Genomic DNA, 25,539 nt, shown 5'->3' on the forward strand with positions numbered 1-25,539 from the left:
CTTTTACAGCTTAACCTTTTACAGCCCCTGCTGTCAGCCCTTCAACAAACCTTCTCTGGAAAATAATTAATATGATTAATATAGGAACCATCCCAATAACAATACTGGCTGTTAAATAACCCCAGTTAACCTGATATAGACCCATAAAGTTATATATGGCAACCTGGAAAACCTGCATCTCAGGCTGACTGGTGAAAGTAAGTGGGAAAAGAAACTGATTCCAGGCAAATCTAAATGATAGAATTGAAGCTGTAGCCAGACCTGGCCATACCAGGGGTAATACAACTTTAGTCAGGGCTGATAAACGGGAACATCCGTCTATCATAGCTGCCTCTTCTAATTCAACCGGTATGGTTTCAAAATAATTTTTTAACATAAAGATATTTAAGGGGACGATTAATACCTGATAAGTTAAGATTAATCCCAGGTAATTGTTTAATAGGTTTAATTTCTGGAGACTAATATAAAGGGGAATAATATTCATCAGAACAGGAATCATAAATAGTCCCAGCATAATTCTAAATAAAGTATCCTTCCCTTTAAACTTATATCGGGCAAAGGCATAGGCTGCCAGGGCACTAATTAAAACACTGAAAAAAGCACTCGGTATTACCACAATAAAACTATTAATAAGGCTTCTAACCAGATAGCTATTTGTAAACACAAATTTATAATTCTCCCAGGTCACCTTATTGGGAATTAACCGGGGTGGAAATTCCATGGCTTCAGATGCGGGTTTTAACGATGTCGTGAAAACCCATAATATCGGAGCCAGTGCAATTAAAGCAAACAAAATCAACCCAATATAAATATATATCTTCTTTCTCGCCAATGTATTAACCCTCCCTCTGTACCAGTTTAACATAGAAATAAGCAGCAATGGCATTAATTATAAGCAAAATAAAACCTATCGATGACCCGATTGACAGTTTGCCATATTCGAAAGCATTATTATACATAAACAATGATAGGGTTGTTGTCGAGAATAAGGGACCGCCACCGGTCATTACATACTGCAGGCCAAAAAGGTTTACAGTCCACATGGTTAGTAAAATAAGGTTGGTAGCAATAAAAGGCTTTAGAGCAGGTATAGTTACATACCAGAATTGTTGCCATCTGGTGGCTCCATCAACCCGGGCCGCTTCGTATAACTCCCTGCTAATAGTATTTAAAGCTGATCCCAGAAACAGCATTGTGAAAGGTGTCCCAAACCAGATATTAGTGATAACAATGGCCCATATGGCTATATCAGGATTACCCAACCAGTCAATGGCTGGTATCCCCAGTTTTCCCAATAATGTATTTATCATTCCGAACTTTTCATGATAGCTCCACTGCCAGGTAAAACCAACTATAACATCAGATAATAACCAGGGAATAATATAAATAACCCGGAACATTCCGCTACCTTTTACCTTTTTGTGTAATAAGAGGGCAAGTATTAAGCCAAATACCAATTGACCTACCACCGAACCAACAACAAACTTACCGGTTACCCACATTGATTCCCAGAAATACATATCAGTAATAACATTAAAATAATTTCTAAGGGCCACCGGCTCCCATGCCCTGTTTAATTTAATTAATGTAACATCATGAAAGCTTAAGTATATATTCCAGATTATGGGATAAACCATTAATAACAATAAAACCAGAAAGGCTGGAGCTATTAGAAAATATGGAACATATTTTTTCATTTTATTACTCCCCATATTACTCCTCCTAACTATTATCATCTATTACAATAAACCAGTTTGAAAGGGCAGCAAAATAGCTGCCCTTTATTTCAAATTCTTTTAATCTACCAGACCAGGCCAACCCAGAATACGGGCTACTTTCTGGGCGGCTTTAGTTAAAGCTACTTCAGGGTCAGCACCACGGTAATAAACTTCTTCAATAGCAATTCTTAAAGCTTCAGATATTTGGGGATACTCAGGAATATTAGGCCTACCATGGGCCAGTGGCAGTATTTTAGTATATTTATCAAAGAAAGGAATACTTTCTATAAGTACTTTATTATATTCAGGATTTTCAGCAATAACCCGCTGGGTTGGTAAGTAACCAAATTTAGCCAGGAATTGACTCATAATTTCAGGAGACTGGATAATCTCCATCAGTTCCCAGGCAAGGTCCTGATGCCGGCTTGTTTTTGGTATTGCCAGAACCCATCCTCCAGCCATGGTTGCAGTATCAACCTCTTCTGAGGGAGTAGGGAATAATGGTAACATACCAATTTTATTTTCCAGTTCCTCTTTTGTTATATTTTTAGAAAACTTACCGGCTAACCAGCTTCCTTCTAACATAACCGCATACCTCTTGTCGGCAAACTCCTGGCCCCAGAAGTGCTGTTTCTGTGGCTTAATACCGGCCTCAACCTGCCTCTTAATAAAGGTCAGGGCTTTAATACCGGCTTCTTTATGGAAGGCAGGATACCACTTGCCATCACGTTTTTCAAGAATTTTACCTCCATTCATCCAGAGATAAGGGAAAAACATGTCAGGTGAATGAGGGGCCCCGACCAGGTGAACACCTTCAATACCTTCATTCTGTAATGTATTATTTAATTTCTCGGCTGCAGCTATATAACCATCCCAGGTAGTTAAATCTTCCGGTTCAACCCCGGCCTTTTCTAATAAATCAGGCCAGTACCACAGAACCCTGGCATCTGTCCAGGACCAGATACCGTAATATTTGCCATTATATTTGCTACCCTCACGATTAACCGCATAATATTCATCCATCCTGCCCCATTCTTTTACTTCTTCGGTAATATCTTTAAGTAAACCACCCTGGGCAAACTCTCCAAGCCAGATGCCATCTACTGAAACTAAGTCCCTAGGGGTATTTGCTATCATCATGGTAATTAACTTATCATGGGTTTTATCATATGGTAACACTTCATATTCAAACTCTATATTAAGTTCAGGGTGATTTGCCTTTAAAACAGGTAAGGCTTTATCAACAAGCCAGTCCCAGCGTTCCTTGGGTGCTGCAAAAGTTGCTGTCAGTTTAACCTTTTCTTTAGCCAGACCAACACCACCGAAGATTACAACCATTAAGAAAAGCGCTACTAAGCTTCCGGCAATAATTTTACTTTTTTTAAGCATTTTTTAATCCCCCTTTGAGTTTTTAATAATTCACTAAATCTTCAAAATATCATGATTGCTTCTAAATATTTCACCCCCTTAAAGTGTTCATTTATTGGCTAAATTCAATCAATTTTATGGCACTAATCAATCATCTATATTTTCAAAAAATATTCAATTTGCGTTATCGTTCCCGCATTATGGAAAAAAATTAAGTTGTATCTCTAACCACTAAATCAGGTTCCAGGGTAATAATCCTCTGTCCTGTATCGGCCTGCCCCTCAATACGTTCTAATATCAGTTGAGCGGCCTTTTCCCCTAATTTATATTTGGGAACAGATATAGTTGTAAGTGAATTTTCAATATATAAAGAAATATCATCATCATTAAAGCCAACAATGGCCATATCCTGCGGGACTCGAAGTCCAGCCTCCCTGATTGCCCTCATGGCACCTATAGCGACACTATCGTTAATAGCAAAGATGGCGGTTACACCATCATTATCTTTTATAAATTCCTTTGTTGCCTTATAACCACTTTCTCTCTGGTTATAAACATTTTTATCTGTTTTTATGATTTTCCTATATGTAAGACCATTATCTTCAAGAGCCTTAAGATATCCTTCTAATCTTCCTTCAATTGTAGTACAGGGGTATTCCGGTCCACTTAATAAAGCAATCTTTTTATGACCTCTCTCGATAAGGTGAGTTACGGCAAGATAGGCACCTTTTTTATTATCAACAACTATTCTATCTGCTTCAATACCCGGTATGTATTTATCTATAAAGATAAAAGGCAGTTTTTCCTTTTTAAACTGATGATAATAATCCAGATCAACCCCATGGGTAGGGGCAATTATAATACCATCAACCCTGCGTTCCTGAAGTAATTTAATTATCTCTTCCTCTTTTTGAGCTAATCCATCAGAACAACCAATTAAGACCCCAAAGCCTTTTTCAGTACAGTAAGCCTCAATGCCATGAAAAATTTCACTATAAAAATGGCCTGCCATAAATCCAGGGAAAATTAGACCAATTACCATGGATTTATTGGACCGTAAACTGGTAGCTATTTTATTATGACGGTAATTCATTTTTGCAGCGATTTTAAGGATTTTTTCTCTGGTTTCCGGACTAATTCGACCCTTATTATTTAAAGCCCTGGAAACAGTAGTCTTTGACACACCAGCAGCCCTGGCAATATCTTTTATAGTCACAGCCATAACCAATCATCCTTTATGCGTTATCGTTCCCGCAATTAAAAAAATATATAGCTCTTTACTCTACGCTTATATTATTTCTAGACAAAAATAAAAATTCCTTCTTTTTTTTAAATTTTTTTTGAAAATAAAATTAATTTGTATTCTGGCTTGAATCCACCCCGGATTAACCATAAAATAGTATATGATTATAGTATAATAACAGTAAATTTAATGCAAAGTATAAGAAAAAAAATATTATAATACCGGAAAGCCTTATTGCTCACTGCTGCCTGATCTCTTCTCTATTATTGACAGGCCGGTGAAACGAAAGAAAGGATGTATAAAAATGCCTCATAATCTATTTAAAGAACTCAAGAACTGGTTTGATGAGTATGTATCAGGTTTTCAATATCCAGACCGGGAAGATCAAAAACAGATCGATTTAAAATACCATCATAGTTACCGGGTTTTAAATGAGATAAGAGACTTAAGTAAGTCTTTAAACCTCCCCAGAAGGCAAGTAACCATGGCAAAAATAATCGGACTTTTCCATGATATCGGCCGGTTTGAACAATATGATCGTTATCAAACCTTTTCTGATGCCCGGTCCCTGGACCATGCCGAACTGGGGGTTGAAATCATGGTTGATAATAACCTTTTATCGGGGCTGGATGAAGTTGATAAAGATAGAATTTACAGGGCCATCAAATACCATAATAAAATAGAAATCCCTGAAGCCTCCTTTAGAGAGGACAAAACCGGGTTAACATATGCCAGACTTATCAGGGATGCCGATAAACTTGACATCTGGAATATCTTTGCCAGACATTATTCCAGTAATGACGATAATAATAAACTTACCCATTCCCTCTCCCCTGATGGAGGTATTACCCCTGAGGTCTATGAAAGGATGAAAAAGGGTGAGGTTATAAAATACCGGACCCTTAAGACCAGGGATGATATGAAACTTATGCAGATGGGCTGGGTTTATGACCTCAACTTCAGAGCCAGCCTTGCCAGAGTAAAAAAACGGGGCTATATAGACCAGATCTACCGGTCCATGTCCTCGTCACCAGAAGCAGATGACATCTATCAGCAAATAATTGATTATTTGAATCATATATAACTACCTCCTCTCCTTTATCTTCTGCAAAAGGGATGAAGCTGCTTTCTCAAATTGAATCAGGGCAAAGGGAATAATCTGCACCCTGCCTCACTCTTCAGGTAATGTCCAGAATCTTAACTTCCCCGCCCTTACTTCCCTGAAAAAGTTGTTTAACATTTTTAAGAAACAGTTAATATATTATTAATATATATCATAAGCCATAACTTTAATAAGAGGAGGCATCATTATGGCAGAAAAAAAAGAAATGCAGCGGTATCCCGACCGTTACCCGGGAAGAGATAGAATGAGGCTATCCCGGGCTTATATACCTTTTCAAAGGTATACCAGTAGATTCTCCCTTGAGGAAGCCCTGCAGAAGGGAACCCTCTTTCCTGAACTATATATGCCCTATCGTCCCGGGAGAACCTATTAAAACTGGAGGTGAATTAATTGGACAGAAAAGAAAGTACAAGATCAATCAACCTTGAATTATTAATGGAAATTATGGAATACCAATTCGGGGTTGTAGAAACTACCCTTTATCTAAATACCCATCCTCGTGATGAGCGAGTTCTGGATCTTCATAATGAATTTGCCCGTGGCCTGCAGGACCTTGAAAGACAGTATCAGGAAGAATATGGGCCACTTTACGCAGCCTACCCCATGGCTGATTACCCCTGGGCCTATATCGATGAACCCTGGCCCTGGCAGATTAATTATTAATTGAAAGGAGGAATTTAATATATGTGGACTTATAAAAAAATACTCCAATACCCGGCCAATATCCGGAGAAAGGACCCCGAATTCGCCAGTCTGGTTATAACCCAGTTCGGTGGACCCGATGGAGAATTATCTGCCGGTGTAAGATATCTCTCCCAGATGTATACCATGCCTTTCCCGGAAGGGAAAGCTATTTTAAACAGTATTGGAACTGAAGAACTGGCCCACTGGGAGATAATCGGAACCCTGGTTTACAAACTCGTTAAGGATGTTCCCCCTCAGGTCCTGCGGGAAGCAGGTTTTGGTGCCCACTATGCCCAGCACGGTCGGGCCAACTATCCCAGTGATGCAGCTGGTGTCCCCTGGACTGCTGCCTTTATACAGTCTCATGAAGATCCGGTAGCCAGCCTCCATGAAGACCTGGCTGCTGAAGAAAAAGCCCGGGCTACCTATGAATATCTTATTGACATGACCAATGATCCTGCTATTATAGATACCCTGTCATTTTTGAGAATGAGAGAGGTAGTCCATTTCCAGAGGTTCGGGGAAGCTCTGGATCTTTTATATGACTATATGGAAGACCACCACGACGAATACGAATTTTGAATAAATTATAAAATTTTTTAAAGGGTTAATGTGTTTACTCTGGACTAATTCCTTAATAAATAATTTACTTTTACAGAATGACCGGTTATATTTTATTAAAAAAAATGTTTTACTCACCTGGACTGCAGTCTTAACTTGCAGTCCTTTTGTTTTGGCTTAACTTCCCTGTTATAGTTACATTTCTTTATCTCCCATTTGACCATATTACTTTATCTCCCATTTGACTATATTACTTTATCTCTCATTTGACCATATTACTATCTCCCATTTGACTATATTACTTTATTTCCCGTTAAACTGTGTTAGTTCTCTTCCTCTCCCATTTAACCGTGTTACTTCTCTTCCTCTTCTCTTCCTCTCCTTCTTCCTTTCCCATTTAAAACATATAACAGGCCCTTCCTCTTCAAAGAAAACCCTTTTTAAATAATTTTTCTCAAATTCAAATAATTTATATGTTAAATCAACTTTTTCCTCTTGACAAAGTGCTCCTTACATATTATCATTATATTAACCCTGAAAACATATCAATTTACTTGGTTTTATATTATTAAAATAAAAAAGGAGTTGATAGCTGACATGGCTATTTACAAAAATGTCTCGGAGTTAATAGGTAAAACACCTATCGTAAAACTTAACAGATTAAACCCTGAAAATTCACCTGAAATTCTGGTCAAACTGGAAATGTTCAATCCCGGAAGCAGTATTAAAGACAGAATCTGCTATAACATGATCAGGGATGCTGAAGAAAAAGGTAAATTAAAACCTGGAGGCACCATTGTAGAACCGACCAGTGGTAACACCGGAATCGGCCTCTCCCTTATCGGGGCAGCCAGGGGTTATAATGTTATCCTGACAATGCCTGAGACCATGAGTATTGAAAGGCGAAAGCTTTTAAAGGCCTTTGGGGCTCAGGTAGTCTTAACCCCCGGGGATAAAGGAATGCAGGGGGCAATCGACAGGGCCCGGGAACTTGTCAAAAATAACGATAACTACTTTATGCCCCAGCAGTTCCAGAACCCGGCCAACCCGGAAATCCATCGTAAAACCACAGCAAAAGAAATCCTCGAAGATACTGATGGTAAGATAGACTATTTTGTAGCCGGGGTCGGTACCGGCGGTACCCTGACCGGAACCGGAGAGGTTTTAAAAGAACACAATCCCAACATTAAAGTAGTGGCGGTGGAACCTGAAGATTCCCCGGTTCTCTCAGGAGGTGAGCCCGGCCCCCATCAAATACAGGGTATTGGAGCCGGTTTTATCCCCGATGTTCTGGATACAGATTTAATTGACAGGGTTATTAAAGTCGGTAATGAAGAGGCTATGGAGACAGCCAGAAATCTGGCCAGACAGGAGGGCCTCCTGGTCGGTATATCTTCCGGGGCAGCCGTTAAAGCTGCTCTAAAACTGGCCAAAGGAGTAGACCCTGATAAAACTATCCTGGTTATCGCCCCCGATACCGGAGAAAGATATTTAAGTACTGATCTATTCAAATAAGTTTCGTAAATATAGCCATTATAAATTCCCCATATTTATATATAAATATTAAGGTTGTTAATTCCTCCTTTAGTTTTCTTCTATAGGGTATTATTTCTTCTTTAGTTTCCCGTAAAGCAAAGCCCTGCACCAAAATATGTGCAGGGCTTTGCTCTTTATAGAATTTAACCTTCGGTATTACCCCAAAAGCTATATTTAACAAGATTACACCAAAAGCTGTATTTAACAGCTATATTTAACCGGCAGCATGTTCTGTCCTTACCTTCTTGATTTTCTCTTTAATTCTCTCCTCTTCAGCTAATTCTTCCTCCTCTGGCTCAGTCGCTGAAGTTATTTCCTTAAGTTCTTCTTCAAGGTCTGTTATCCGCCTTATCAGGGCTTCAATGGTCTCACCAATAGGATCAGGGAGTTGGCGGTGGTTTAGATCCAGTTCAGTATGAATCCGGACACCCTCCCGGGCCACTACCCGCCCGGGTACACCGACCACTGTGGAGTTGGGTTTTACATTGTCTATTACCACTGAACCGGCTCCAATCCTGGAATTATCACCTATGGTTATGGAACCCAGTACCTTGGCTCCGGCTCCGATCATAACATTATTACCGATAGTGGGATGGCGTTTACCCTTCTCCTTACCTGTCCCCCCCAGGGTTACCCCCTGGTAGATGGTAACATAGTCCCCAATCTCAGTGGTCTCGCCAATAACGACACCCATTCCGTGGTCAATAAAAAAACCTTTACCGATACGGGCCCCGGGGTGAATCTCTATCCCCGTCAAAAACCGGGCCACCTGGGATATAAACCTGGCCATGGTCTTAAGGCCATGGTTATAAAACCAGTGAGAAATTCTATGGAACATTATGGCGTGAAGCCCCGAATAACAAAATAAAACCTCTAAAAGATTGTTGGCAGCCGGGTCTCTGTCAAATACAGCCCTCACATCTTCTTTAAGGGTTTTAAACATATGGGTAAACCCCCTTTCCTTATATATACTTATATAACCTTATATAATCCTTAGCAATTTACTCAACTTTGTTTTGTATATACATTATACCATTTATTTGCTATAATGCAAGGTTTTTAGCAAACTTTCTTGACTGTTATTTTAATTTTTTCAGTATATAAAAAAGGACCCACCCAGGATAGCTCCTTAAGCGAGTCCTTTTAAATATACTTATATCTATCTACTAAATATACTTATATTTATCTACTATAATTAGTTTTTTATTTAATTAAGTGTAAACAGTTGTTATCAATATATGAAGTGTGATCATCAAGAACACCGTTTAAGCCCTCAGTTTTTCGTTACCTATTTCCCGCGATTCTTGCCGGGGCTTTATGGTAAGTCATACTTAAGACATTTTGTTTTTCAGGTTTTTATCTTTATTGATCGTTTCTTTTTTTAACCTCTTTTTAAACTCAATCATCTTATCCATTTTATCTCTGTCACCGGTAGCCATAATCTGCAGAGCCAGGATAGCGGCATTTTTGGCTCCGTTCAAGGCCACCGTAGCTACCGGAACCCCGGATGGCATCTGGACCATGGAGTAGAGAGAATCAGCCCCTCCCAGGGTCGAAGTCCGGACCGGCACTCCAATAACAGGTAAAGGGGTAAAGCTGGCCAGGACACCAGCCAGGTGAGCGGCCTTACCGGCCCCGGCAATGATTACCTTTAACCCCCTGTCCAGAGCCGAGGTAGCATACTCCTTAGCTATATCAGGGGTGCGGTGGGCCGAGATAACCCTCATTTCATATCCGATTCCCATCTCATCAAGGAATTTTGCCGCATCTTCCATAACCGGCAAATCAGAATCACTGCCCATCACTATTCCCACTTCTACTTTTTTATCAGGCATTATTACATTCTCCCTTCTCTTCAAAAATATACTTTTTTGAACTCACTTTTTGTACTCACTTATAGATTTGTGGGTTCCTTATAATTAGTTTTAGTCATCCACCAGGAGTTATATATGCTTAATAATCATCAACAATAGCCTTGTAGCCAATATCGGTCCGGTAATGCATATCCTCAAAATATATATCCTCTACAGCCTGATATACCTGATTTATAGCATCTATTAATCCATTACCAAGCACGGTTATTCCCATAACCCGGCCACCATCGGTTACAAAATGGCCGTCTTCCATTTTAGTCCCGGCATGAAAGATAAGGAAATTATCATACTGGGCCAGCTGTTCCAGTCCTTTGATACGGTATCCGGTATCATAATCAAAGGGATAACCCCCTGATGCCAGAACCACACACACGGCTGCCCTGTCATCCCAGTCAAGCCTTTTACCTTCAAGTTTTTCATCAATAACAGCATCAATTAAATCAACAAGATCTGTTTTAAGCCTGGGTATTATAACCTGGGTCTCGGGGTCGCCAAAGCGGGCATTAAACTCCAGCACTTTGGGGCCTGAATCTGTCAAAATCAATCCGGCATAGAGAATTCCCTTATATTTTATACCCTCTTTATTCAGGGCCCTGACGGTCGGTTCCAGGATGTTTTCATATACCTCGTGCTGGAGGTCAGACCCGACAAAGGGAACCGGGGAATACGCCCCCATCCCCCCGGTATTGGGGCCCTCATCACCGTCAAAAACCGGTTTATGGTCCTGGGCCGGTACCATGGGTATTATGGTCTTACCGTCAGTCAGGGCCAGTACCGAGACTTCCTCACCTTCCAGAAAATCTTCAACCACTATCCTCTGACCAGCATCACCGAAAATCCTTTTTTCCATGATTTTCTCCACAGCCTGACAGGCCTTTTCTTTGTCAGTGGCAATAAAAACACCTTTCCCGGCAGCCAGCCCTTCAGCCTTAATTACCAGGGGATATTCGGCCTGTTTTAAATAGGCCAGGGCCTCCTCAAAGGTAGTAAATACCTCAAATTCAGCAGTAGGGATATTGTATTTCTTTAAAATACTTTTAGCAAAGACCTTACTCCCCTCAATCCGGGCTGCCTTTTTATCAGGCCCAAAAATACGGAGGCCCCGGGACTCAAACTCATCGACAATTCCGTTAACCAGGGGTTCTTCAGGACCGACTACCGTAAGATCAATACCGTTTTCTTCAGCCCAGTCAGCCAGTCCCTTAATATCATTACTTTTAATGTTGACAATCTCAGCCAGCTCGGCCATGCCGTCATTACCGGGGGCCACAAATATCCGCTCAACACGTTCACTCTGGTATAACTTCCAGACCAGGGCATGCTCCCTACCCCCACTTCCTACAACTAAAATTTTCATTAATTAACCTCCTTCTCTCTCCTTATCGCTTCTTTTCGACCAGGACCAACCCCGATAATGGTTACCGGAACCTTAACCATATCCTCTATTAACTTCACATACCTTCTGGCGTTTTCAGGCAAATCTCCATACTCCCTGACACCGGTAATATCATCATCCCAGCCCGGCAGCACTTCATAAACTGGCTCACATCCGGAAAGAATATCAATATTTCCGGGGAATTCTTCTATAAGCCGGTCTCCATAACGATATCCGGTACAGACCTTGACCTCCCTGAGGCCTGACAGGACATCCAGTTTTGTTAAAGCCAGTTCTGTCAGTCCATTAACCCGGACAGCATGTTTTAAGATGGGGATGTCTAACCAGCCACACCTCCGGGGGCGTCCGGTGGTCACTCCGTATTCATGTCCTTTATCCCTCAGTTTATCACCGATATCATTATTGAGTTCAGTCGGGAAGGGGCCTTCGCCCACCCTTGTCAGGTAGGCCTTTACCACTCCGATAACGTCATCAATCCAGACCGGGCCAACTCCTGTACCTGTACATACCCCTCCGGCAGTAGGATTTGAAGAAGTAACATATGGATAAGTCCCATAATCAATATCAAGAAGGGTTCCCTGGGCCCCCTCGAAGAATATCTTCTTATCCTCCTTAATTGCCTCATCCAGAAGCAGTGAAGTGTTGGTTACATGGGGCCTTAACACTTCGATATATTCTTTATATTGAGCCATTATCTCTTTAATATCCATGGGTTCAACCTGATATACTTTTTCAAGGAGTAGATTCTGGTAATCCAGGGCTAATTTAAGTTTTTCATAAAAAGTATCTTCATCGAGAAGATCTATAACCCTGAGGCCACGCCTGGCAACTTTATCGGTATAGGCCGGTCCGATACCACGGCCTGTAGTACCGATCTTGCCGTCACCCTTCCTCTTTTCTTCCAGTTTATCTAAAAGCCTGTGGTAGGGCATGATGACATGGGCTGTTTCACTGACATACAGGTTATTAAGAGAAATGCCCTCTTCTTTTAACATATTCATTTCCTCTACCAGGGCTTCAGGATCAACTACAACTCCATTTCCGATAACATTAACCTTTTCCGGGTACAGGATTCCGGAAGGTATTAAGTGGAGTTCAAATTTCTTACCATCTACAATTACAGTATGTCCGGCATTATTACCTCCTCCGTAGCGGACTACTACATCGGCTGTTCTGGCTAGCATATCTGTAATTTTACCTTTTCCTTCATCTCCCCACTGGGTTCCAACCACAACTTTATTACCCATCGATAAGCGCTTAAACCCTGATGGTTTAAGCTCCCTCCTCTCATTAATATATAGTCTATCTAAAGTAAGGTTATTAAAAACTAGTTTTTTCATTTTTTAATTCCTGAAGGGCACTTGAAACACCGGCCCTATTCAAGTCCAAGTTTTTTGAAGATATGGTCAATCTCCTGAATAAATGAATAGTAATCAAAGATATGGTCGATCTCTTCACCATTAAGATAGGTTGACACTTCCCGGTCTTTTTTAAGTAACTGTTGGTAGTCTTCACCGGTCTCCCATGCTTTCAGGGCATTACGCTGGGCCAGGCGATAAGCCTCCTCACGGGACAATCCCTTATCCACCAGCGCCAGCATTACTTTCTGGGAAAAAATTAGCCCATGGGTGGTATTCAGGTTTTCCTTCATCCGCTCATCATTAACAACAAGCTCCTCAAGGACCATCCTGAATTTATTCAACATATAATCAACCAGAATAGAACTGTCGGGTAAAATTATCCTTTCCACTGAAGAATGGGTTAAATCCCGCTCATGCCACAGGGTAATATCCTCCAACCCGGGGACCACATTACCCCTGACCACCCGGGCCAGGCCGCTAATCCGTTCACATATAATTGGATTCTTTTTATGGGGCATGGCTGAAGAGCCTTTCTGCCCTTTCCGGAATCCCTCTTCCACCTCAAGAATATCGGTCCTCTGCAGGTTACGGATTTCGGTGGCGAATTTCTCCAGGGAAGCGGCAATTAACGCCAGGTTATTGAGGTAATCGGCATGGCGGTCCCGCTGCAGTATCTGGCTACTAACCGGGGCCGGGTTTAAGCCCAGTTCCTCGCAGACATATTCCTCAACCCGGGGGTCAACATTGGCATAGGTGCCAACCGCTCCGGATATTTTCCCGACACTGACCATCTCTTTAACCCTTTCCATCCTTTCTATATGCCTTTCAATCTCGGCATACCAGATAGCCAGCTTTAACCCCCAGGTTACCGGCTCGGCGTGAACCCCGTGAGTTCGCCCGATCATCACCGTATCTTTATGATTTAAAGCCTGGATTTTCAGAACATCTTTCAGGTTTTTAAGGTCTTTTAAAATCAACTGACAGGAATCCTTAAGCTGCATTGCTAAAGCCGTATCCTTGACATCTGAAGAGGTTAATCCCATATGTATATACTTGGATTCCTCTCCCAGGGTTTCATTTATACCTTCCACAAAAGCCAGCATATCATGACGGGTTACCTTTTCTATTTCCTTAATCCTGTCAACATTTAACTCTACATTTTTCTTAATTTTCTTAACAGATTCGCCCGGTATTCGCCCCAATCGGGACCAGGCCTGGCAGGCAGCAATTTCAATCTCCAGCCATTTATTATACTTACTCTCTTCACTCCAGACGTATTCCATCTCAGGTAGACTGTAGCGTTTAAGCAAAGGGTATCTTCCTTTCTGGTTAAATTTAATCCTTTTTTAAGCCTTTTTCTTTATTAAAAGATGCTTTATAATATTAGGTGGTAAGTATGAAGTATTTAATTGTTACATTCAAGTTGTTACCCCCAGTTGTTACAATTTATATATTGTTTAATGTCTTGTAAATTATATTCTTTATTTAAGGTTATTCTTTTCTACGGTCCGTATTAATATTAGCAAATATAACTAATAGTGTCAAGAAATAAGCGAATGTTATTTGCTTAATTGGCTTAAACGTTCGGCAGGATTTGTCCCCGCTGTCCTCGAATATTATCATAGAAAGAAGGGGTAAGATGAAACAGGTAAATGTAGACCGCCGGGAAAAGGTTAATATTACCTCCGGTTCGGACAGGATAATAGTTGAAATAGGAAAAGACGCTGTTGATGCCGGTCTTTTAAAACTCCTTCCTGGAACTTCCTTCCCTGTTTTAATATATCTTTTAACCCACCTGGAAAGAGGCAACTATGTTGAGACCAATCCGACCATTATTCAGAGCTATCTCCCGTCTGACGTAAATCTGGAAGATATAGAAAATGGGTTAAAGTTTTTATCAGAACATGGTATAATAAATATTCGCCAGGAACGGGAAGGTGATTACACCTACCGGATTTATCTTGGATTAGACCGGCTTTCTGAAATGCTCAGGACAGATAATAGTAACTTAAACTATAACTTTAATGAAACAGAAATCCGGGATTATGTTATTAACAAAAAGCCTGTCTCCCGGGAAGAACTGGCCAGGGCCTTGATGACCTTTATTCCCCCTGACCGGAATCCAGCCCTGCTCCGGGATGAAATCAACCACTGGCTGGACGACTTCGATTTTAAAATGATCCAGGAATTAATCCGCCGGGTTGATAAATGGCTCAACAATACCGATAACCCCCCGGAAAAGGCCTTCAGTTACCTTAAAGGGATTATCGATGACTGGTACAGAAAGGAAATCTTTGACTATAACCGCTTAAAGCATTTTGATAAACTCTTCCGGGAGACCAGGGAGTTAGCCAGGGCCTATGGTATCAAGGGCTGGCAGAATGTCACTCCGGCCCATATGGAAACTTTCCAGCGCTGGCTTGATGGCAAATCATCCCTGAGTATCTCGGTAGCCAAATTTGCCATTAAAGAGGCCATTAAACGAAAAAAAGATGGACAACCGTCCCTTAAATACATAGAGGATAATTTTATAAAACCCTGGAAAAAGGCCGGGGTTAAGAATGTAGCCGAAGCCAGAAAACTCCTGGCCAGGAAATCACCTCCTCCCCGTGAAGAAAAAAACCATACCCGGGGACAAAAGAAGAAAAAGAAGAAAAAAGACCGCTGGGATGAGTTCTACTGGGATTTCGAAAACTTCAGGGAAACCTGAGGAAACAAATATATTGAAGAACAGGGGTGTCCACCATGCCTTTTAATTTTGACCCCAGACGATATCAGGGTAAGGCCAGAAGTAAATATCTTGAAGCCCAGAAAAGGGTTGCCAGGATCCATAAAAAATATCCTGATGTTAAAAAAGTTGATGAGTATTTAAATTATTTAAAGAGGGAATATAATTACTTAAAGGTAGGCCTTTTTAATAATAAAGATAATGATAGCCAGAAAAAGCTCGAAGATTTAAAACAGGAAATTGAAGAACTTGAAGAACACTTTAACCGCCTTCTGGACAAACATAATATCCCCCGGGATTATAAAGAACCTGACTGGGATTGTCCTGTTTGCCATGACCAGGGGCGGATTTATGAAAACGGCCGATACAGAATCTGCAGCTGTGTCCGTAAAGAAGAATTAAACCACCGGAGAGAAGAGGGAGACCTTCCCCGCCATCTCTATAAAGCCACCTTTGACTCAGCCAGGCTGGAGTACTATGACGATAACCGTAAAACCGATAAGGATATAACCTACCGGGAAAACGCCCGCCTGATCTATAGTTATGCCCATAAATTTGCAACCCGTTTTAGCCCGGGCAAGCTCCAGCGGGGGCTTCTCATTCAGGGGCCCATCGGGTCAGGTAAATCCTTTCTTCTGGGGTGTATTGCTAACAAGCTGGCCGAGCGGGGAATTGATTTTAAGTATATCGTCTACACCGACCTTTTACAGAAAATCAGGAATACCTACCATGATGACTCCGGAGGACCTGTAAACGAACAGGTCCTTATAGAAGAGGTCCAGAATGCCTCTGTTCTTCTCATCGATGACCTGGGAACGGAAAAAGCCAGTGAATTTACCGCTGCGGTCTTATATCAGATTATAGATAAGCGGTACCGTGAGGAAAGGCCGATAATTATCACCACCAATTACTTTGTTGATGAGCTTAAAGAACGTTTTGAGGATATGTTTGAAGAAATGGGAGAGAGAATTTTCCAGCGGCTTATTGAAATGAACCGTTATGTCTGCCTCTACGGTGATGTCAGAGCCAAAATAGTCGCCGGGCAACAGGAGGTTAACCTCTAATGGCTACTGAAGAAAGGTATTTACAACAGTTTAATAATGTCCAGGAACAGGAGTTCCAGCTTTTAGGAATACTCCTTCAGTATCCCCAGAAGATAGACGAGATTGCTGATTCCCTGGAGGTTAAACACTTTCAGGACCCCCAGGCCCAGCTCATCTATGAAATCCTGTTAAACCAGTTCCAGCGTGATAACCAGATTTCCCGGACCAAACTCTTTTTACGCTTAAAACAGGATGGGGTTATAAAAAAACCGGAGGAAACAATTGAACGCTTAACCTCAGGGTTCAGTACCGTTGATGAATTAAAACCAACTATTGACCTCATAAAACAGAATTACCAGCGGCGCCTCCTGGTCAAAGCAGCCCGCAAGATCCAGGAGCTGGCCGCTAAAGACTTAGATATAGATGATTTCCAGGCCCGGGCCCAGGAGTTAATCTTTGAGGCCACCAATGAAACCACCGACCTGGAAAAACATATTTTCACCATGGAAGAGGCCCTGATGAAGTCCTTTGAGGCCTATATTGACCGGAAACATAACCAGGCCGATGTCGGCCTCCCCACCGGCTTTATCTCCCTGGATAACCTCATCGGGGGCTTTAAAAAGGGCCATCTCAATGTTATTGCCGCTTCCACCAGTATGGGAAAGACGGCCTTTGCCATCAATATCGCCAAGAATGTTTTAAAGAGGAATGTCCCCGTTGCTATTATCAGTCTGGAGATGGATGCCCAGGAGATCATAGACCGGATGATTATTCAGGAATCCGGGGTTAATGGATGGAAATATAACCAGGGCCAGACCAGTGATGAGGAAGATAAACGGATTTCGAAAGCCCTGGATAACCTCCATGAACTACCCCTTATGATTTCTGATGAAAGGGGTCTAAATGTGGCCCAGATCCGGGCCCGGCTGCGAAAATTCAAGGCCCAGATGGGAGACCTGGGACTGGTAATTATCGACTACCTCCAGATGATCCAGTTACCTGAAGAACATGCCCAGAACACGGCCAGAGCTGTTGGACAGATAGTCCTCCAGCTGCGTAATATGGCCTCTGAGCTTGAGGTTCCCATTATCCTCATCTCCCAGATCAGCCGTAGTTTTACAAACCGTCAGGATAAAAGACCCGTCCTTTCTGACCTCAGGGATTCCGGTAACATTGAGGAAATTGCTGACGGGGTCATCTTCCTCTACCGGCATGCCCATACCAGTGCTGCCGCCCGGGAACAGGCAGAAAAAGAAGGTACTGAAAACGATACTGAAGTAATTGTGGCCAAGCAGAGAACCGGCCAGACCGGTGCCATCAAACTTTATTTTGAAGATGAGTTTATCCGTTTTATCGACCCTGAAAACCTCTCGGTTGAAGCCAGTATGCCTGGTCAGGGTTAAGGACCACTATCACTTAATAAGAATTTAAAGGAAAGGGAGCCCACCCATGTTAGACAAAAAGAATATCGACCTCAAGATTATCCTCTCCTTCGTCAATGCCTATGAAAAACTATATGAAAAAGGAGAGATCTCATCAAAACAGCTCGATGAGGTTCTCTCCCTTCTCGATAATTATCAGATTTATGACCCTGAAGAATTTGAAAAAAAGCTCAATGAAATATTTAGCTAATCTCCCCTACTTAATCCAACCAGGCCCCTGATTTATGATATGAAACAGTGATAGCTGAATCAGTCTTATATACTGTGAGATTAACCAGCTAATCCCCTGTTTTATCCAGTTAAAATATACTTATTTTATCCATGAACGGCGATAGATGCAGATACTCCCTTTTTTATAAATAACCCCTTTATTTCTTGCATCTGTCCCCGGGAAGGGGGCTCAATCCCTTCAAGCCTATATTCATAACCAAGCTCCTGCCACTTATAAACTCCCAGCCTGTGATAGGGCAAAAGCTCAACTCTTTCAAGTCCATTCAGATTAGACAGATATGAAGCCAGCTGGTTTAAGTCATCCCGGTTATCGGTTATACCGGGAACAATAACATGCCTGATCCAGTAGGGCTGTTTTTCTTTTTCCAAAAGGCTTATCAGTTCAAGGGTTCTTTCATTGCTGACACCGGTCAAGTCCCGGTGTTTTTCTTCTTTTATATGTTTTATATCCAGCAGAACAAGGTCAATATACGGCAAAATTGAAGAAAATACTTCAGGGGTAACATAGCCTGATGTATCAAGGGCAGTATGAATCCCCTGCTCTTTGCAGGCCTTTAATAATTCCCGGACAAACCCGGGTTGAAGGGTCGGTTCCCCACCTGAAATAGTGACCCCACCCCCGGAGCTATCCATATAGGGTTTACATTTTAAAACCCGTAATAAAAGCTCACCAGCCTCTACCCTCTTTCCTGCTTTACGCATCCAGGTATCGGGATTATGGCAGTACTGACAGCGCAGGGGACATCCCTGGGTAAAGACAACATAACGAATACCGGGCCCGTCATGGACGCCCATGCTTTCAACTGAATGAATTAAACCTGTGGACATTTACAGACACTCCCCTTAAAGACTCTCATGAAAGGTCCGGGCTATTACTTCCTGCTGCTGCTCCGGTGTTAGTTTAATGAAGTTTACAGCATACCCCGAAACCCTGATGGTTAACTGGGGGTATTTCTCGGGGTGGTTGACCGCATCCAGGAGGGTTTCCCTGTTGAGAACATTAACATTAAGGTGGTGACCACCTTTGGTAAAGTAACCATCGAGAATAGCTACCAGATTATTGATCCGCTGCTCTTCATTAACACCCAGGGCTCCGGGGACGATGGTAAAGGTATTGGAAATACCGTCCTGGCAGTACTCGTATGGTAGTTTTGCAACCGTATTCAGTGAGGCAAGGGCCCCTGATTCGTCACGACCGTGCATGGGATTGGCCCCCGGGGCAAAGGGCTGTCCTGCCTCCCGGCCGTCCGGGGTGGCCCCGGTCTTCGTGCCATAGACAACATTTGAAGTTATGGTTAAAATTGACAGGGTGTGACGGGCATTACGGTAGAGTTTATGCTGCTTAAGCTTTGTTAAAAACCGCCTTACGACCTCAACTGCCAGGCTGTCAACCCGGTCATCATCATTACCGTATCTGGGGTGATCACCTTCAACATCGAATGAAGTTATAAGGCCGTCACTGTTCCGGACCGGCCTTACTTTAGCATATTTAATGGCACTTAAAGAGTCTGCCACAATGGAGAGGCCGGCAATACCGAAGCCCATTACCCGGTCGACTTCGGTATCCATTAAGGCCATCTGAACCCGTTCATAGGCATATTTGTCATGCATATAGTGGATAATATTGAGGGCATCAACATATTTTTCCACCAGCCAGTCGAGGAAGGTATCAAACCTCTCCATGACCAGGTCATACTCAAGTATATCTCCGGTGTATGGGGCAAATTCGGGCCCCACCTGGACCCCACTTAATTCATCCCGGCCACCATTGAGGGCATACAGGAGGGTCTTGGGCAGGTTACACCTGGCCCCGAAGAACTGCATCTCTTTCCCGGTCCTGAGGGCTGATACACAGCAGGCAATGGCATAATCATCCCCGTAATATTCCCTCATCAATTCATCATTTTCATACTGAATAGAACTGGTATCCCGTGATACCCGGCAACAGAACTCCTTAAACCCATCCGGTAATCTCCGGGACCAGAGAACGGTGAGGTTGGGTTCCGGAGCCGGTCCGAGGTTATACAGGGTATTTAAAATCCTGAAGCTGGTCTTTGTTACCAGGGGGCGTCCGTCTATACCAGTACCACCGATGACAACCGTAATCCACATGGGATCCCCACTGAAGAGTTTATTGTATTCAGGAGTCCGTAGCTGCCGGGCCAGCCTGAGCTTGATGACAAAATCATCGATTAATTCCTGGGCCTCTTCCTCTGTTAACTTCCCTTTCCTGAGGTCATGTTCAATATAGATATCAAAAAACTCGCATACCCGGCCAAGGGACATAGCAGCCCCGTTGTTTTCCTGAATGGCAGCCAGGTATCCCATATAGGTCCACTGGATGGCCTCGTGAGCAGTCCGGGCCGGCCGTGAAAGTTCCAGGCCGTATGTTCTACCCAGGCCTTTAAGTTTTTTCAGGGCCTTGATCTGTTCACTTAACTCCTCCCGCAGCCTGACATTTTCTTCGGTCATCCTGGTGGGAAGATGGGCCAGGTCCTTTTCTTTCTCCTCGATTAACCTGTCAATACCGTAAAGGGCCACCCGTCGGTAATCCCCGATAATCCGTCCCCGGCCATAGGCATCGGGCAGGCCAGTAATTACCCCGGAACGCCTTATCTCCCGTAATTCGGGGGTATAGACATCATAAACCCCATCATTATGGGTTTTCCTGTAGTTGTTAAATACTTTTTCGATCTGCTCATTAACCTTATACCCGTAGGCCTCTGCCGCCTGCCGGGCCATCCTTATACCACCATAGACATTGAGGGTCCGTTTCAGGGGTTTATCGGTCTGCAGGCCGACAATCTTCTCCAGGTCACGGTTAATATACCCGGCCTCATAGGCGTTAATATCGGATACAGTATCGACATCGATATCCAGCACCCCTCCCTCTTCAATCTCCTGCCATAATAGTTTTTGACACTCTTCCCAGAGTTGTCTTGTCCGGTCGGTTGGACCCTCTAAAAAAGAACTATCCCCTGTATATGGAGTATAATTTTGCTGAATAAAATCCCGGACATCAATCTCTTTTTGCCATCTTCCTGCTTTAAAGTTATAGGCCATTATTATCCCCTCCCCTTATATGCTTGTATTTACTTCAATTACCTGGACATTAAAAAAACCGCCCGGGCAAATAGACTTAATCTATCTGCCCAGGCGGTCGGCTATTCCAGTATCGGTCATACTCCCCTATGGTTAATTCCATATAATACCGCCAGTCGTATGACCCTTTTATTTGAGGTAATTATAGCATACATATTCTCTAAAAGCAAGAAGCTTCAACTGAGGTTTTTAAGCAAATTGTTGGGCTATTATTTTTTAAAAAATCAAATGGCAGGGGGTATTTAACGTGAGAAAGGTTACAATTATAGTCTTGATAATGTTGTTGTTACTTGGCGTGTCTGCAGGTGTGTCTGCTATTGAGGAAGAATTTTATCGTCTTGAAGGTATGTCAATAGACCTAAAAAACATTATTGATGATGAGTATACTGACTTTATGACATTTTCCAGTGAACTTGTAGATGTAGAAGGCACCCAGGTATATCTAAAAATGGGGGAGAATTCCACTAAAGCGCCACAGGTTGGGATGGTAACAAATCTGGCGGGCTTTAAAGTAGCTGCTTTCTTCGAAAATGGGATAAATAAAAATGAAAATGGGGAAAACATATATTTCAAAAACGAGGATGATACCCAGAATATATTGGATGAGCTAGACATACTTTCTATCAATCAATCAGATTTACAGGTTGCTCCCAATAAAGATGTAATTGTAGAAATAGATGAAAAAGCAGAAGGAGCAACCCATTCAGACAATACAGAGCTTTCTGGACGGGCAATTTTATCCAGATCTTTTTCTTCTTTTGATCTGGGACTTAAAATTGATCTGAATAAAGATTCTTCGAAACAAAAGGAAATAAATAGTGAGAAAGCTACAATTATTACTTATAGCACAGACCAGAAAGACAATATTGTCGAAGAAACAATCATCGAAGCAACGGAAGAATTTAAATATACAGATGACACCCTGGATATGACCTTTGGCGTTGATGTCCGAAAGCCTATAGGCCCCGGTAACTTAGTTGTTGGTGGTGGAATTAAACCTAGCAAAAGAACCCAAGAAATCAATTATAGCAGTTTTGATTCTAATTTTACTGAAGACTATATAAATGACAATACTTCTACTGATAGTTATAAATATGATTATGAATATCCTACCAGTTCTTATGTTTCACCTGTATTTGTTAATTTAAAATATGAATACCCGGTAAAGATTTTAAATAAAGAAGGCATCTTCAGGATAAGTGGAAACTTTGAAACAGGTAGCGATGAAGATACTGTGAAATATTTTACTGAAAGCAGATCAATTTACAAAGCTGACGGTAGTGTTACCTCTGAATTTATTAATACTGAAGAGGAGGAATATAACCTGAGTACCGGACTAAGCAATTATGTGTTTGCTGTAGGTACTGAGATAGATCTATCTACTAATACCATTTTTACCATTGGAGTTAAATATTTATATGAGGGTACTGAACAAGTCGTTTCCAGTAATGGTTATACTGAAAAGGATGTCAATAATAACTATAACACTGACGGCAGTTTGAATGAAGGAACTTCTTATATAACTACTACAAAAGTTTCCAGTGATTATACATTCACGGAAAAAACAACACAAAATAGTATAGTTATCCCTTATGGTCTGGAAACAGAGATTAATTCCAAACTCACCCTCCGGTTGGGAGGTACTAGTATAATTTACAACTCCTATAAAGAAGAAATAACTGAGGTTACAGAAGGGTATCATTCAGTAACAGAAACTGTATATAAAGACGGAACTCAGCTAGCACCGGTTGAAGACAACAAAGATGGTTACAGAGAGGAATATAATGAAACTGAAAGTAAATTTGATACATATACAGACTTTAACCTTGGTTTAAGCTATCAGCTCAATGAAGTTGCAACCCTCGATATGAATAGTGGTGGAGATTTAGCCAATATTTCCTACTGGGATGTTAGTCTTAACCTCAAATTTTAACCAGGATAATTAATAATGATATAAGTCTAAACCCCCCACCTGTTCCGGTGGGGGGGTGTTTGATGATCTTAGTATTTAGTTCTTCTTTTGATTAAATTCCGGCAGTTTATTAACATCTTCATTCCTGGCTGGATAAAGTCTGATGGCCTGGCCCCCGCTTTCTACCATATCGGCAACCAGGGTATCATTGGAGTCAACAATAACCCTTCTGATGGCCACCTGGGTCGGATTATGTTTTAAATCAGCCTCCGGACCATCCTCATAAATTTCAGCTACATATTTTTGCCCATCCTCAAGGAAAGCCAGGGGAACCATGAGTCTTCTCGGCTTTTCATCGGTAATACTCCCTACATACCATTCCTGACCCCGGCGCCGGGCAATGGTGACATAATCACCTATCCTGGCATTAAGCACCAGGGTTTCGTCCCAGGTAACCGGTACATCCTGAATAAATTTAAATTCAGGCAGGGGATTGCCATTATCATCAAGATAATTTTCCGGGAGATCAGCTACCATCTGGAGGGGACTGAAGATAACAACATAGAGTGCCAGCTGTTTGGCCCTTGTGGTATGAACCCGGTTTAAAAACCTGTATTCATCGAAGGTTATATCAAATATACCCGGGGTATAATCAATGGGCCCGGCCAGCATTCTGGTAAAGGGAATTATGGTAGTATGTTCAGGTTTATTTCCAGCACTCCAGGCATTATATTCCATGCCCTGAACCCCCTCCCGGGTTATAAAGTTAGGGTAAGTTCGGTAAAGACCGGTCGGCTTAATCGGTTCATGGGCATCAATCATAATTTCATACTCTGCCGCCTTTTTAATTACATCCAGATAGTGGTTAACCATCCACTGGCCGTGGTGATGCTGACCCCTGGGTTTAATCATGCCATTATCAGCAACATATCCGGTCTTGATGGCATGTATACCAAGGCTATTATAGAGACTATATGCCTCCTCTATCTGGTTAATATAATTGATGACATTGCCACCTGTTTCGTTATGGGCAATATATTCAACCCCACGTTCTTCAGCATATTTAGCAACCTCTACAAGGTCAAAGTCGGGGTAAGGGGTAGTATAGTCCTGATCATCCCAGGTTCCACCCCAGCCCAGATTCCATCCCTCTACCAGTACTCCACCGATACCGTGTTTACCGGCAAAATCAATATAGTATTTGGCCCGCTCCGTGGTAGCTCCGTGTCTCGGCCCTGCTTCCCAGGTTGACTTCCCGATATGCATCTCCCACCAGATTCCCACGTACTTCATGGGTTGAATCCAGGAAGTATCCTCAAGGGCACAGGGGTCATTTAAGTTCAAAATTAGATTAGATTCTAACAGGTCACCGGGGGCTGCTCCTATCTGAATGGTCCGCCACGGTGTTTTCAGGGGTGTCCGTCCCTTAACTTTGACACCATCGGGCCAGGGACAGAGCTCACTTACCAGGGTGTAATCCCGGTCAAGATCACGCTTGAGGGCCATTCCGGCATAGTCGACCAGGGCAGCTTCATGAATACTTAGGTAAATTCCCCCGGGGGTTTTCATGGTAACCGGAGTACTGGCAGACATTACATGGTTTAACGGTGTCTCCAGATACTGATACTCGTAACTGTCCCAGTCATTGTGGATCCACCATGTAGTATTATTACTGGATAGACGGAACTCAGTATCCTCTGACATAATATTTATTGTCTCCAGGGACTCCTGCCCGGGGATAATATACCGGAAGCCGACCCCATCATTATAGACCCGGAAAACAAGATTCATCTTCCGGTAGGGGGGCACCTCTTCTTTGAGATATATCACCAGCTCATTGTAGTAATTGGTTATCTTTGACGTCTGCCCCCAGACCGGACGCCAGGTATTATAAAAGACATTCCTCCTGACATCTATTATCTTAAAGTTATCATCAAGGGGTTTTTTCTCTTTGAAATGGAACCCCAGTGAAGATGGCCTGATGAGGACAGTGTCTCCGTAGGATACCGAATAGTGGGGTACTCCTTTATCAAGGATGAACCTGACCTTTATCCTCCCATCAGGAGATGTAACCACAGATTCATCTCCCTGATCATGACCTTTAGCAAATACTCCTGTAGCCAGTACAAAAACAGCAATTACTGTTATTATGATAAAACCTGTTATAGTAATACTCCTTCCGATCATACTCCTTCCAGTCATACTCCTCCCCCTTTT

Annotated in this window: 22 protein-coding genes and 1 riboswitch; of the genes, 10 read left to right on the top strand and 12 right to left on the bottom strand. The window is 42.3% G+C overall.

The window, feature by feature from the left end; genetic code table 11:
- Positions 1–10 precede the first annotated feature (10 nt).
- The 4 genes from HORE_RS11905 to HORE_RS11920 all read right to left on the bottom strand — a co-directional run bounded on the left by HORE_RS11905 (position 11) and on the right by HORE_RS11920 (position 4,308).
- The gene (locus tag HORE_RS11905; protein WP_015924011.1) at positions 11–832 is read right to left on the bottom strand and encodes a carbohydrate ABC transporter permease; all 822 of its coding nucleotides are present in this window, start codon (positions 830–832) and stop codon (positions 11–13) included.
- A gap of 4 nt (positions 833–836) precedes the next feature.
- Complete coding sequence (locus HORE_RS11910) at positions 837–1,712, bottom strand: carbohydrate ABC transporter permease (protein WP_226984168.1); 876 nt, start codon at positions 1,710–1,712, stop codon at positions 837–839.
- 84 nt (positions 1,713–1,796) lie between these two features.
- Entirely contained in the window at positions 1,797–3,107 is a 1,311-nt protein-coding gene (locus HORE_RS11915) for an ABC transporter substrate-binding protein (RefSeq protein WP_015924014.1), read from the bottom strand.
- 190 nt (positions 3,108–3,297) lie between these two features.
- The gene (locus HORE_RS11920) at positions 3,298–4,308 is read right to left on the bottom strand and encodes a LacI family DNA-binding transcriptional regulator (RefSeq protein ID WP_015924015.1); all 1,011 of its coding nucleotides are present in this window, start codon (positions 4,306–4,308) and stop codon (positions 3,298–3,300) included.
- 325 nt (positions 4,309–4,633) lie between these two features.
- Here HORE_RS11920 and HORE_RS11925 point away from each other — a divergent pair, with 325 nt between their 5' ends.
- The 5 genes from HORE_RS11925 (at position 4,634) to cysK (ending at position 8,212) form a co-directional block, all read left to right on the top strand.
- On the top strand, positions 4,634–5,413 hold the full coding sequence (locus HORE_RS11925) for an HD domain-containing protein (RefSeq protein ID WP_015924016.1): 780 nt from the start codon (positions 4,634–4,636) through the stop codon (positions 5,411–5,413).
- Between the two features lie 226 nt (positions 5,414–5,639).
- Positions 5,640–5,825, top strand: a complete 186-nt coding sequence (locus HORE_RS11930) for a spore coat associated protein CotJA (RefSeq protein ID WP_041606154.1) — start codon at positions 5,640–5,642, stop codon at positions 5,823–5,825.
- A 17-nt stretch (positions 5,826–5,842) separates the two neighbouring features.
- The gene (locus HORE_RS11935) at positions 5,843–6,115 is read left to right on the top strand and encodes a spore coat protein CotJB (RefSeq protein ID WP_015924017.1); all 273 of its coding nucleotides are present in this window, start codon (positions 5,843–5,845) and stop codon (positions 6,113–6,115) included.
- 21 nt (positions 6,116–6,136) lie between these two features.
- Positions 6,137–6,718 carry a manganese catalase family protein gene (locus HORE_RS11940; RefSeq protein ID WP_015924018.1) on the top strand — a complete coding sequence of 194 codons (582 nt, stop codon included), beginning with the start codon at positions 6,137–6,139 and terminating at the stop codon, positions 6,716–6,718.
- Between the two features lie 576 nt (positions 6,719–7,294).
- Positions 7,295–8,212, top strand: a complete 918-nt coding sequence (cysK, locus tag HORE_RS11945; RefSeq protein ID WP_015924019.1) for a cysteine synthase A — start codon at positions 7,295–7,297, stop codon at positions 8,210–8,212.
- Between the two features lie 235 nt (positions 8,213–8,447).
- Here cysK and cysE read toward each other — a convergent pair whose 3' ends face one another.
- The 5 genes from cysE to purB all read right to left on the bottom strand — a co-directional run bounded on the left by cysE (position 8,448) and on the right by purB (position 14,174).
- The gene (gene cysE, locus HORE_RS11955) at positions 8,448–9,176 is read right to left on the bottom strand and encodes a serine O-acetyltransferase (protein WP_015924020.1); all 729 of its coding nucleotides are present in this window, start codon (positions 9,174–9,176) and stop codon (positions 8,448–8,450) included.
- Between the two features lie 388 nt (positions 9,177–9,564).
- Complete coding sequence (gene purE, locus HORE_RS11960; protein ID WP_015924021.1) at positions 9,565–10,068, bottom strand: 5-(carboxyamino)imidazole ribonucleotide mutase; 504 nt, start codon at positions 10,066–10,068, stop codon at positions 9,565–9,567.
- A gap of 118 nt (positions 10,069–10,186) precedes the next feature.
- Positions 10,187–11,464, bottom strand: coding sequence for a phosphoribosylamine--glycine ligase (gene purD / locus HORE_RS11965; protein WP_015924022.1), 1,278 nt, complete (start codon positions 11,462–11,464; stop codon positions 10,187–10,189).
- Positions 11,464–12,750 (bottom strand): adenylosuccinate synthase, encoded by a 1,287-nt coding sequence (locus HORE_RS11970; protein ID WP_015924023.1) that lies wholly within the window; start codon positions 12,748–12,750, stop codon positions 11,464–11,466. Before HORE_RS11970 ends, purD begins: the two co-directional genes overlap by 1 nt.
- A gap of 128 nt (positions 12,751–12,878) precedes the next feature.
- Entirely contained in the window at positions 12,879–14,174 is a 1,296-nt protein-coding gene (purB, locus tag HORE_RS11975) for an adenylosuccinate lyase (RefSeq protein WP_015924024.1), read from the bottom strand.
- 329 nt (positions 14,175–14,503) lie between these two features.
- Between purB and HORE_RS11980 the strand changes: the two genes are divergently transcribed.
- Genes HORE_RS11980 through HORE_RS11995 form a run of 4 tightly spaced genes read left to right on the top strand, consistent with a single transcriptional unit; the run spans position 14,504 to position 18,267 of the window.
- The gene (locus tag HORE_RS11980; RefSeq protein WP_015924025.1) at positions 14,504–15,574 is read left to right on the top strand and encodes a DnaD domain protein; all 1,071 of its coding nucleotides are present in this window, start codon (positions 14,504–14,506) and stop codon (positions 15,572–15,574) included.
- A gap of 35 nt (positions 15,575–15,609) precedes the next feature.
- Complete coding sequence (locus tag HORE_RS11985) at positions 15,610–16,656, top strand: ATP-binding protein (protein WP_015924026.1); 1,047 nt, start codon at positions 15,610–15,612, stop codon at positions 16,654–16,656.
- Positions 16,656–18,038, top strand: coding sequence for a replicative DNA helicase (locus HORE_RS11990; protein ID WP_015924027.1), 1,383 nt, complete (start codon positions 16,656–16,658; stop codon positions 18,036–18,038). Before HORE_RS11985 ends, HORE_RS11990 begins: the two co-directional genes overlap by 1 nt.
- Positions 18,039–18,084: 46 nt before the next feature.
- Positions 18,085–18,267: a hypothetical protein gene (locus HORE_RS11995; RefSeq protein ID WP_015924028.1), complete on the top strand. Its 183-nt coding sequence runs from the start codon at positions 18,085–18,087 to the stop codon at positions 18,265–18,267.
- A 125-nt stretch (positions 18,268–18,392) separates the two neighbouring features.
- Here the strand turns inward: HORE_RS11995 and pflA are convergent, their stop codons facing one another.
- Together pflA and pflB are read right to left on the bottom strand one after the other, a co-directional pair.
- The gene (gene pflA, locus HORE_RS12000; protein ID WP_015924029.1) at positions 18,393–19,136 is read right to left on the bottom strand and encodes a pyruvate formate-lyase-activating protein; all 744 of its coding nucleotides are present in this window, start codon (positions 19,134–19,136) and stop codon (positions 18,393–18,395) included.
- Positions 19,137–19,151: 15 nt separating this feature from the next.
- Positions 19,152–21,371, bottom strand: a complete 2,220-nt coding sequence (gene pflB, locus HORE_RS12005) for a formate C-acetyltransferase (protein ID WP_015924030.1) — start codon at positions 21,369–21,371, stop codon at positions 19,152–19,154.
- Positions 21,372–21,451: 80 nt separating this feature from the next.
- Positions 21,452–21,540: riboswitch (ZMP/ZTP riboswitch) on the bottom strand.
- A 117-nt stretch (positions 21,541–21,657) separates the two neighbouring features.
- On the opposite strand from pflB, the gene HORE_RS12010 reads away from it, so the two are divergent.
- Positions 21,658–23,343, top strand: a complete 1,686-nt coding sequence (locus HORE_RS12010; protein WP_015924031.1) for a hypothetical protein — start codon at positions 21,658–21,660, stop codon at positions 23,341–23,343.
- A 75-nt stretch (positions 23,344–23,418) separates the two neighbouring features.
- Here the strand turns inward: HORE_RS12010 and HORE_RS12015 are convergent, their stop codons facing one another.
- Positions 23,419–25,524 (bottom strand): glycoside hydrolase family 97 protein, encoded by a 2,106-nt coding sequence (locus tag HORE_RS12015; RefSeq protein ID WP_015924032.1) that lies wholly within the window; start codon positions 25,522–25,524, stop codon positions 23,419–23,421.
- Between the last annotated feature and the right edge of the window lie 15 nt (positions 25,525–25,539).

The sequence above is a fragment of the Halothermothrix orenii H 168 genome, assembly GCF_000020485.1.
Taxonomy (GTDB): Bacteria; Bacillota; Halanaerobiia; order Halanaerobiales; family Halothermotrichaceae; genus Halothermothrix; species Halothermothrix orenii.

Coding starts and splice junctions, on each gene's coding strand:
- HORE_RS11915 (WP_015924014.1), bottom strand. CDS start 3,107: ATGCTTAAAAAAAGTAAAATTATTGCCGGAAGCTTAGTAGCGCTTTTC.
- HORE_RS12015 (WP_015924032.1), bottom strand. CDS start 25,524: ATGACTGGAAGGAGTATGATCGGAAGGAGTATTACTATAACAGGTTTT.
- cysK (WP_015924019.1), top strand. CDS start 7,295: ATGGCTATTTACAAAAATGTCTCGGAGTTAATAGGTAAAACACCTATC.
- HORE_RS11970 (WP_015924023.1), bottom strand. CDS start 12,750: ATGGGTAATAAAGTTGTGGTTGGAACCCAGTGGGGAGATGAAGGAAAA.
- purD (WP_015924022.1), bottom strand. CDS start 11,464: ATGAAAATTTTAGTTGTAGGAAGTGGGGGTAGGGAGCATGCCCTGGTC.
- HORE_RS11930 (WP_041606154.1), top strand. CDS start 5,640: ATGGCAGAAAAAAAAGAAATGCAGCGGTATCCCGACCGTTACCCGGGA.
- HORE_RS11940 (WP_015924018.1), top strand. CDS start 6,137: ATGTGGACTTATAAAAAAATACTCCAATACCCGGCCAATATCCGGAGA.
- HORE_RS11980 (WP_015924025.1), top strand. CDS start 14,504: ATGAAACAGGTAAATGTAGACCGCCGGGAAAAGGTTAATATTACCTCC.
- HORE_RS11925 (WP_015924016.1), top strand. CDS start 4,634: ATGCCTCATAATCTATTTAAAGAACTCAAGAACTGGTTTGATGAGTAT.
- HORE_RS11985 (WP_015924026.1), top strand. CDS start 15,610: ATGCCTTTTAATTTTGACCCCAGACGATATCAGGGTAAGGCCAGAAGT.
- pflA (WP_015924029.1), bottom strand. CDS start 19,136: ATGTCCACAGGTTTAATTCATTCAGTTGAAAGCATGGGCGTCCATGAC.
- purE (WP_015924021.1), bottom strand. CDS start 10,068: ATGCCTGATAAAAAAGTAGAAGTGGGAATAGTGATGGGCAGTGATTCT.
- HORE_RS11910 (WP_226984168.1), bottom strand. CDS start 1,712: ATGGGGAGTAATAAAATGAAAAAATATGTTCCATATTTTCTAATAGCT.
- HORE_RS11920 (WP_015924015.1), bottom strand. CDS start 4,308: ATGGCTGTGACTATAAAAGATATTGCCAGGGCTGCTGGTGTGTCAAAG.
- cysE (WP_015924020.1), bottom strand. CDS start 9,176: ATGTTTAAAACCCTTAAAGAAGATGTGAGGGCTGTATTTGACAGAGAC.
- HORE_RS11990 (WP_015924027.1), top strand. CDS start 16,656: ATGGCTACTGAAGAAAGGTATTTACAACAGTTTAATAATGTCCAGGAA.
- HORE_RS11995 (WP_015924028.1), top strand. CDS start 18,085: ATGTTAGACAAAAAGAATATCGACCTCAAGATTATCCTCTCCTTCGTC.
- pflB (WP_015924030.1), bottom strand. CDS start 21,371: ATGGCCTATAACTTTAAAGCAGGAAGATGGCAAAAAGAGATTGATGTC.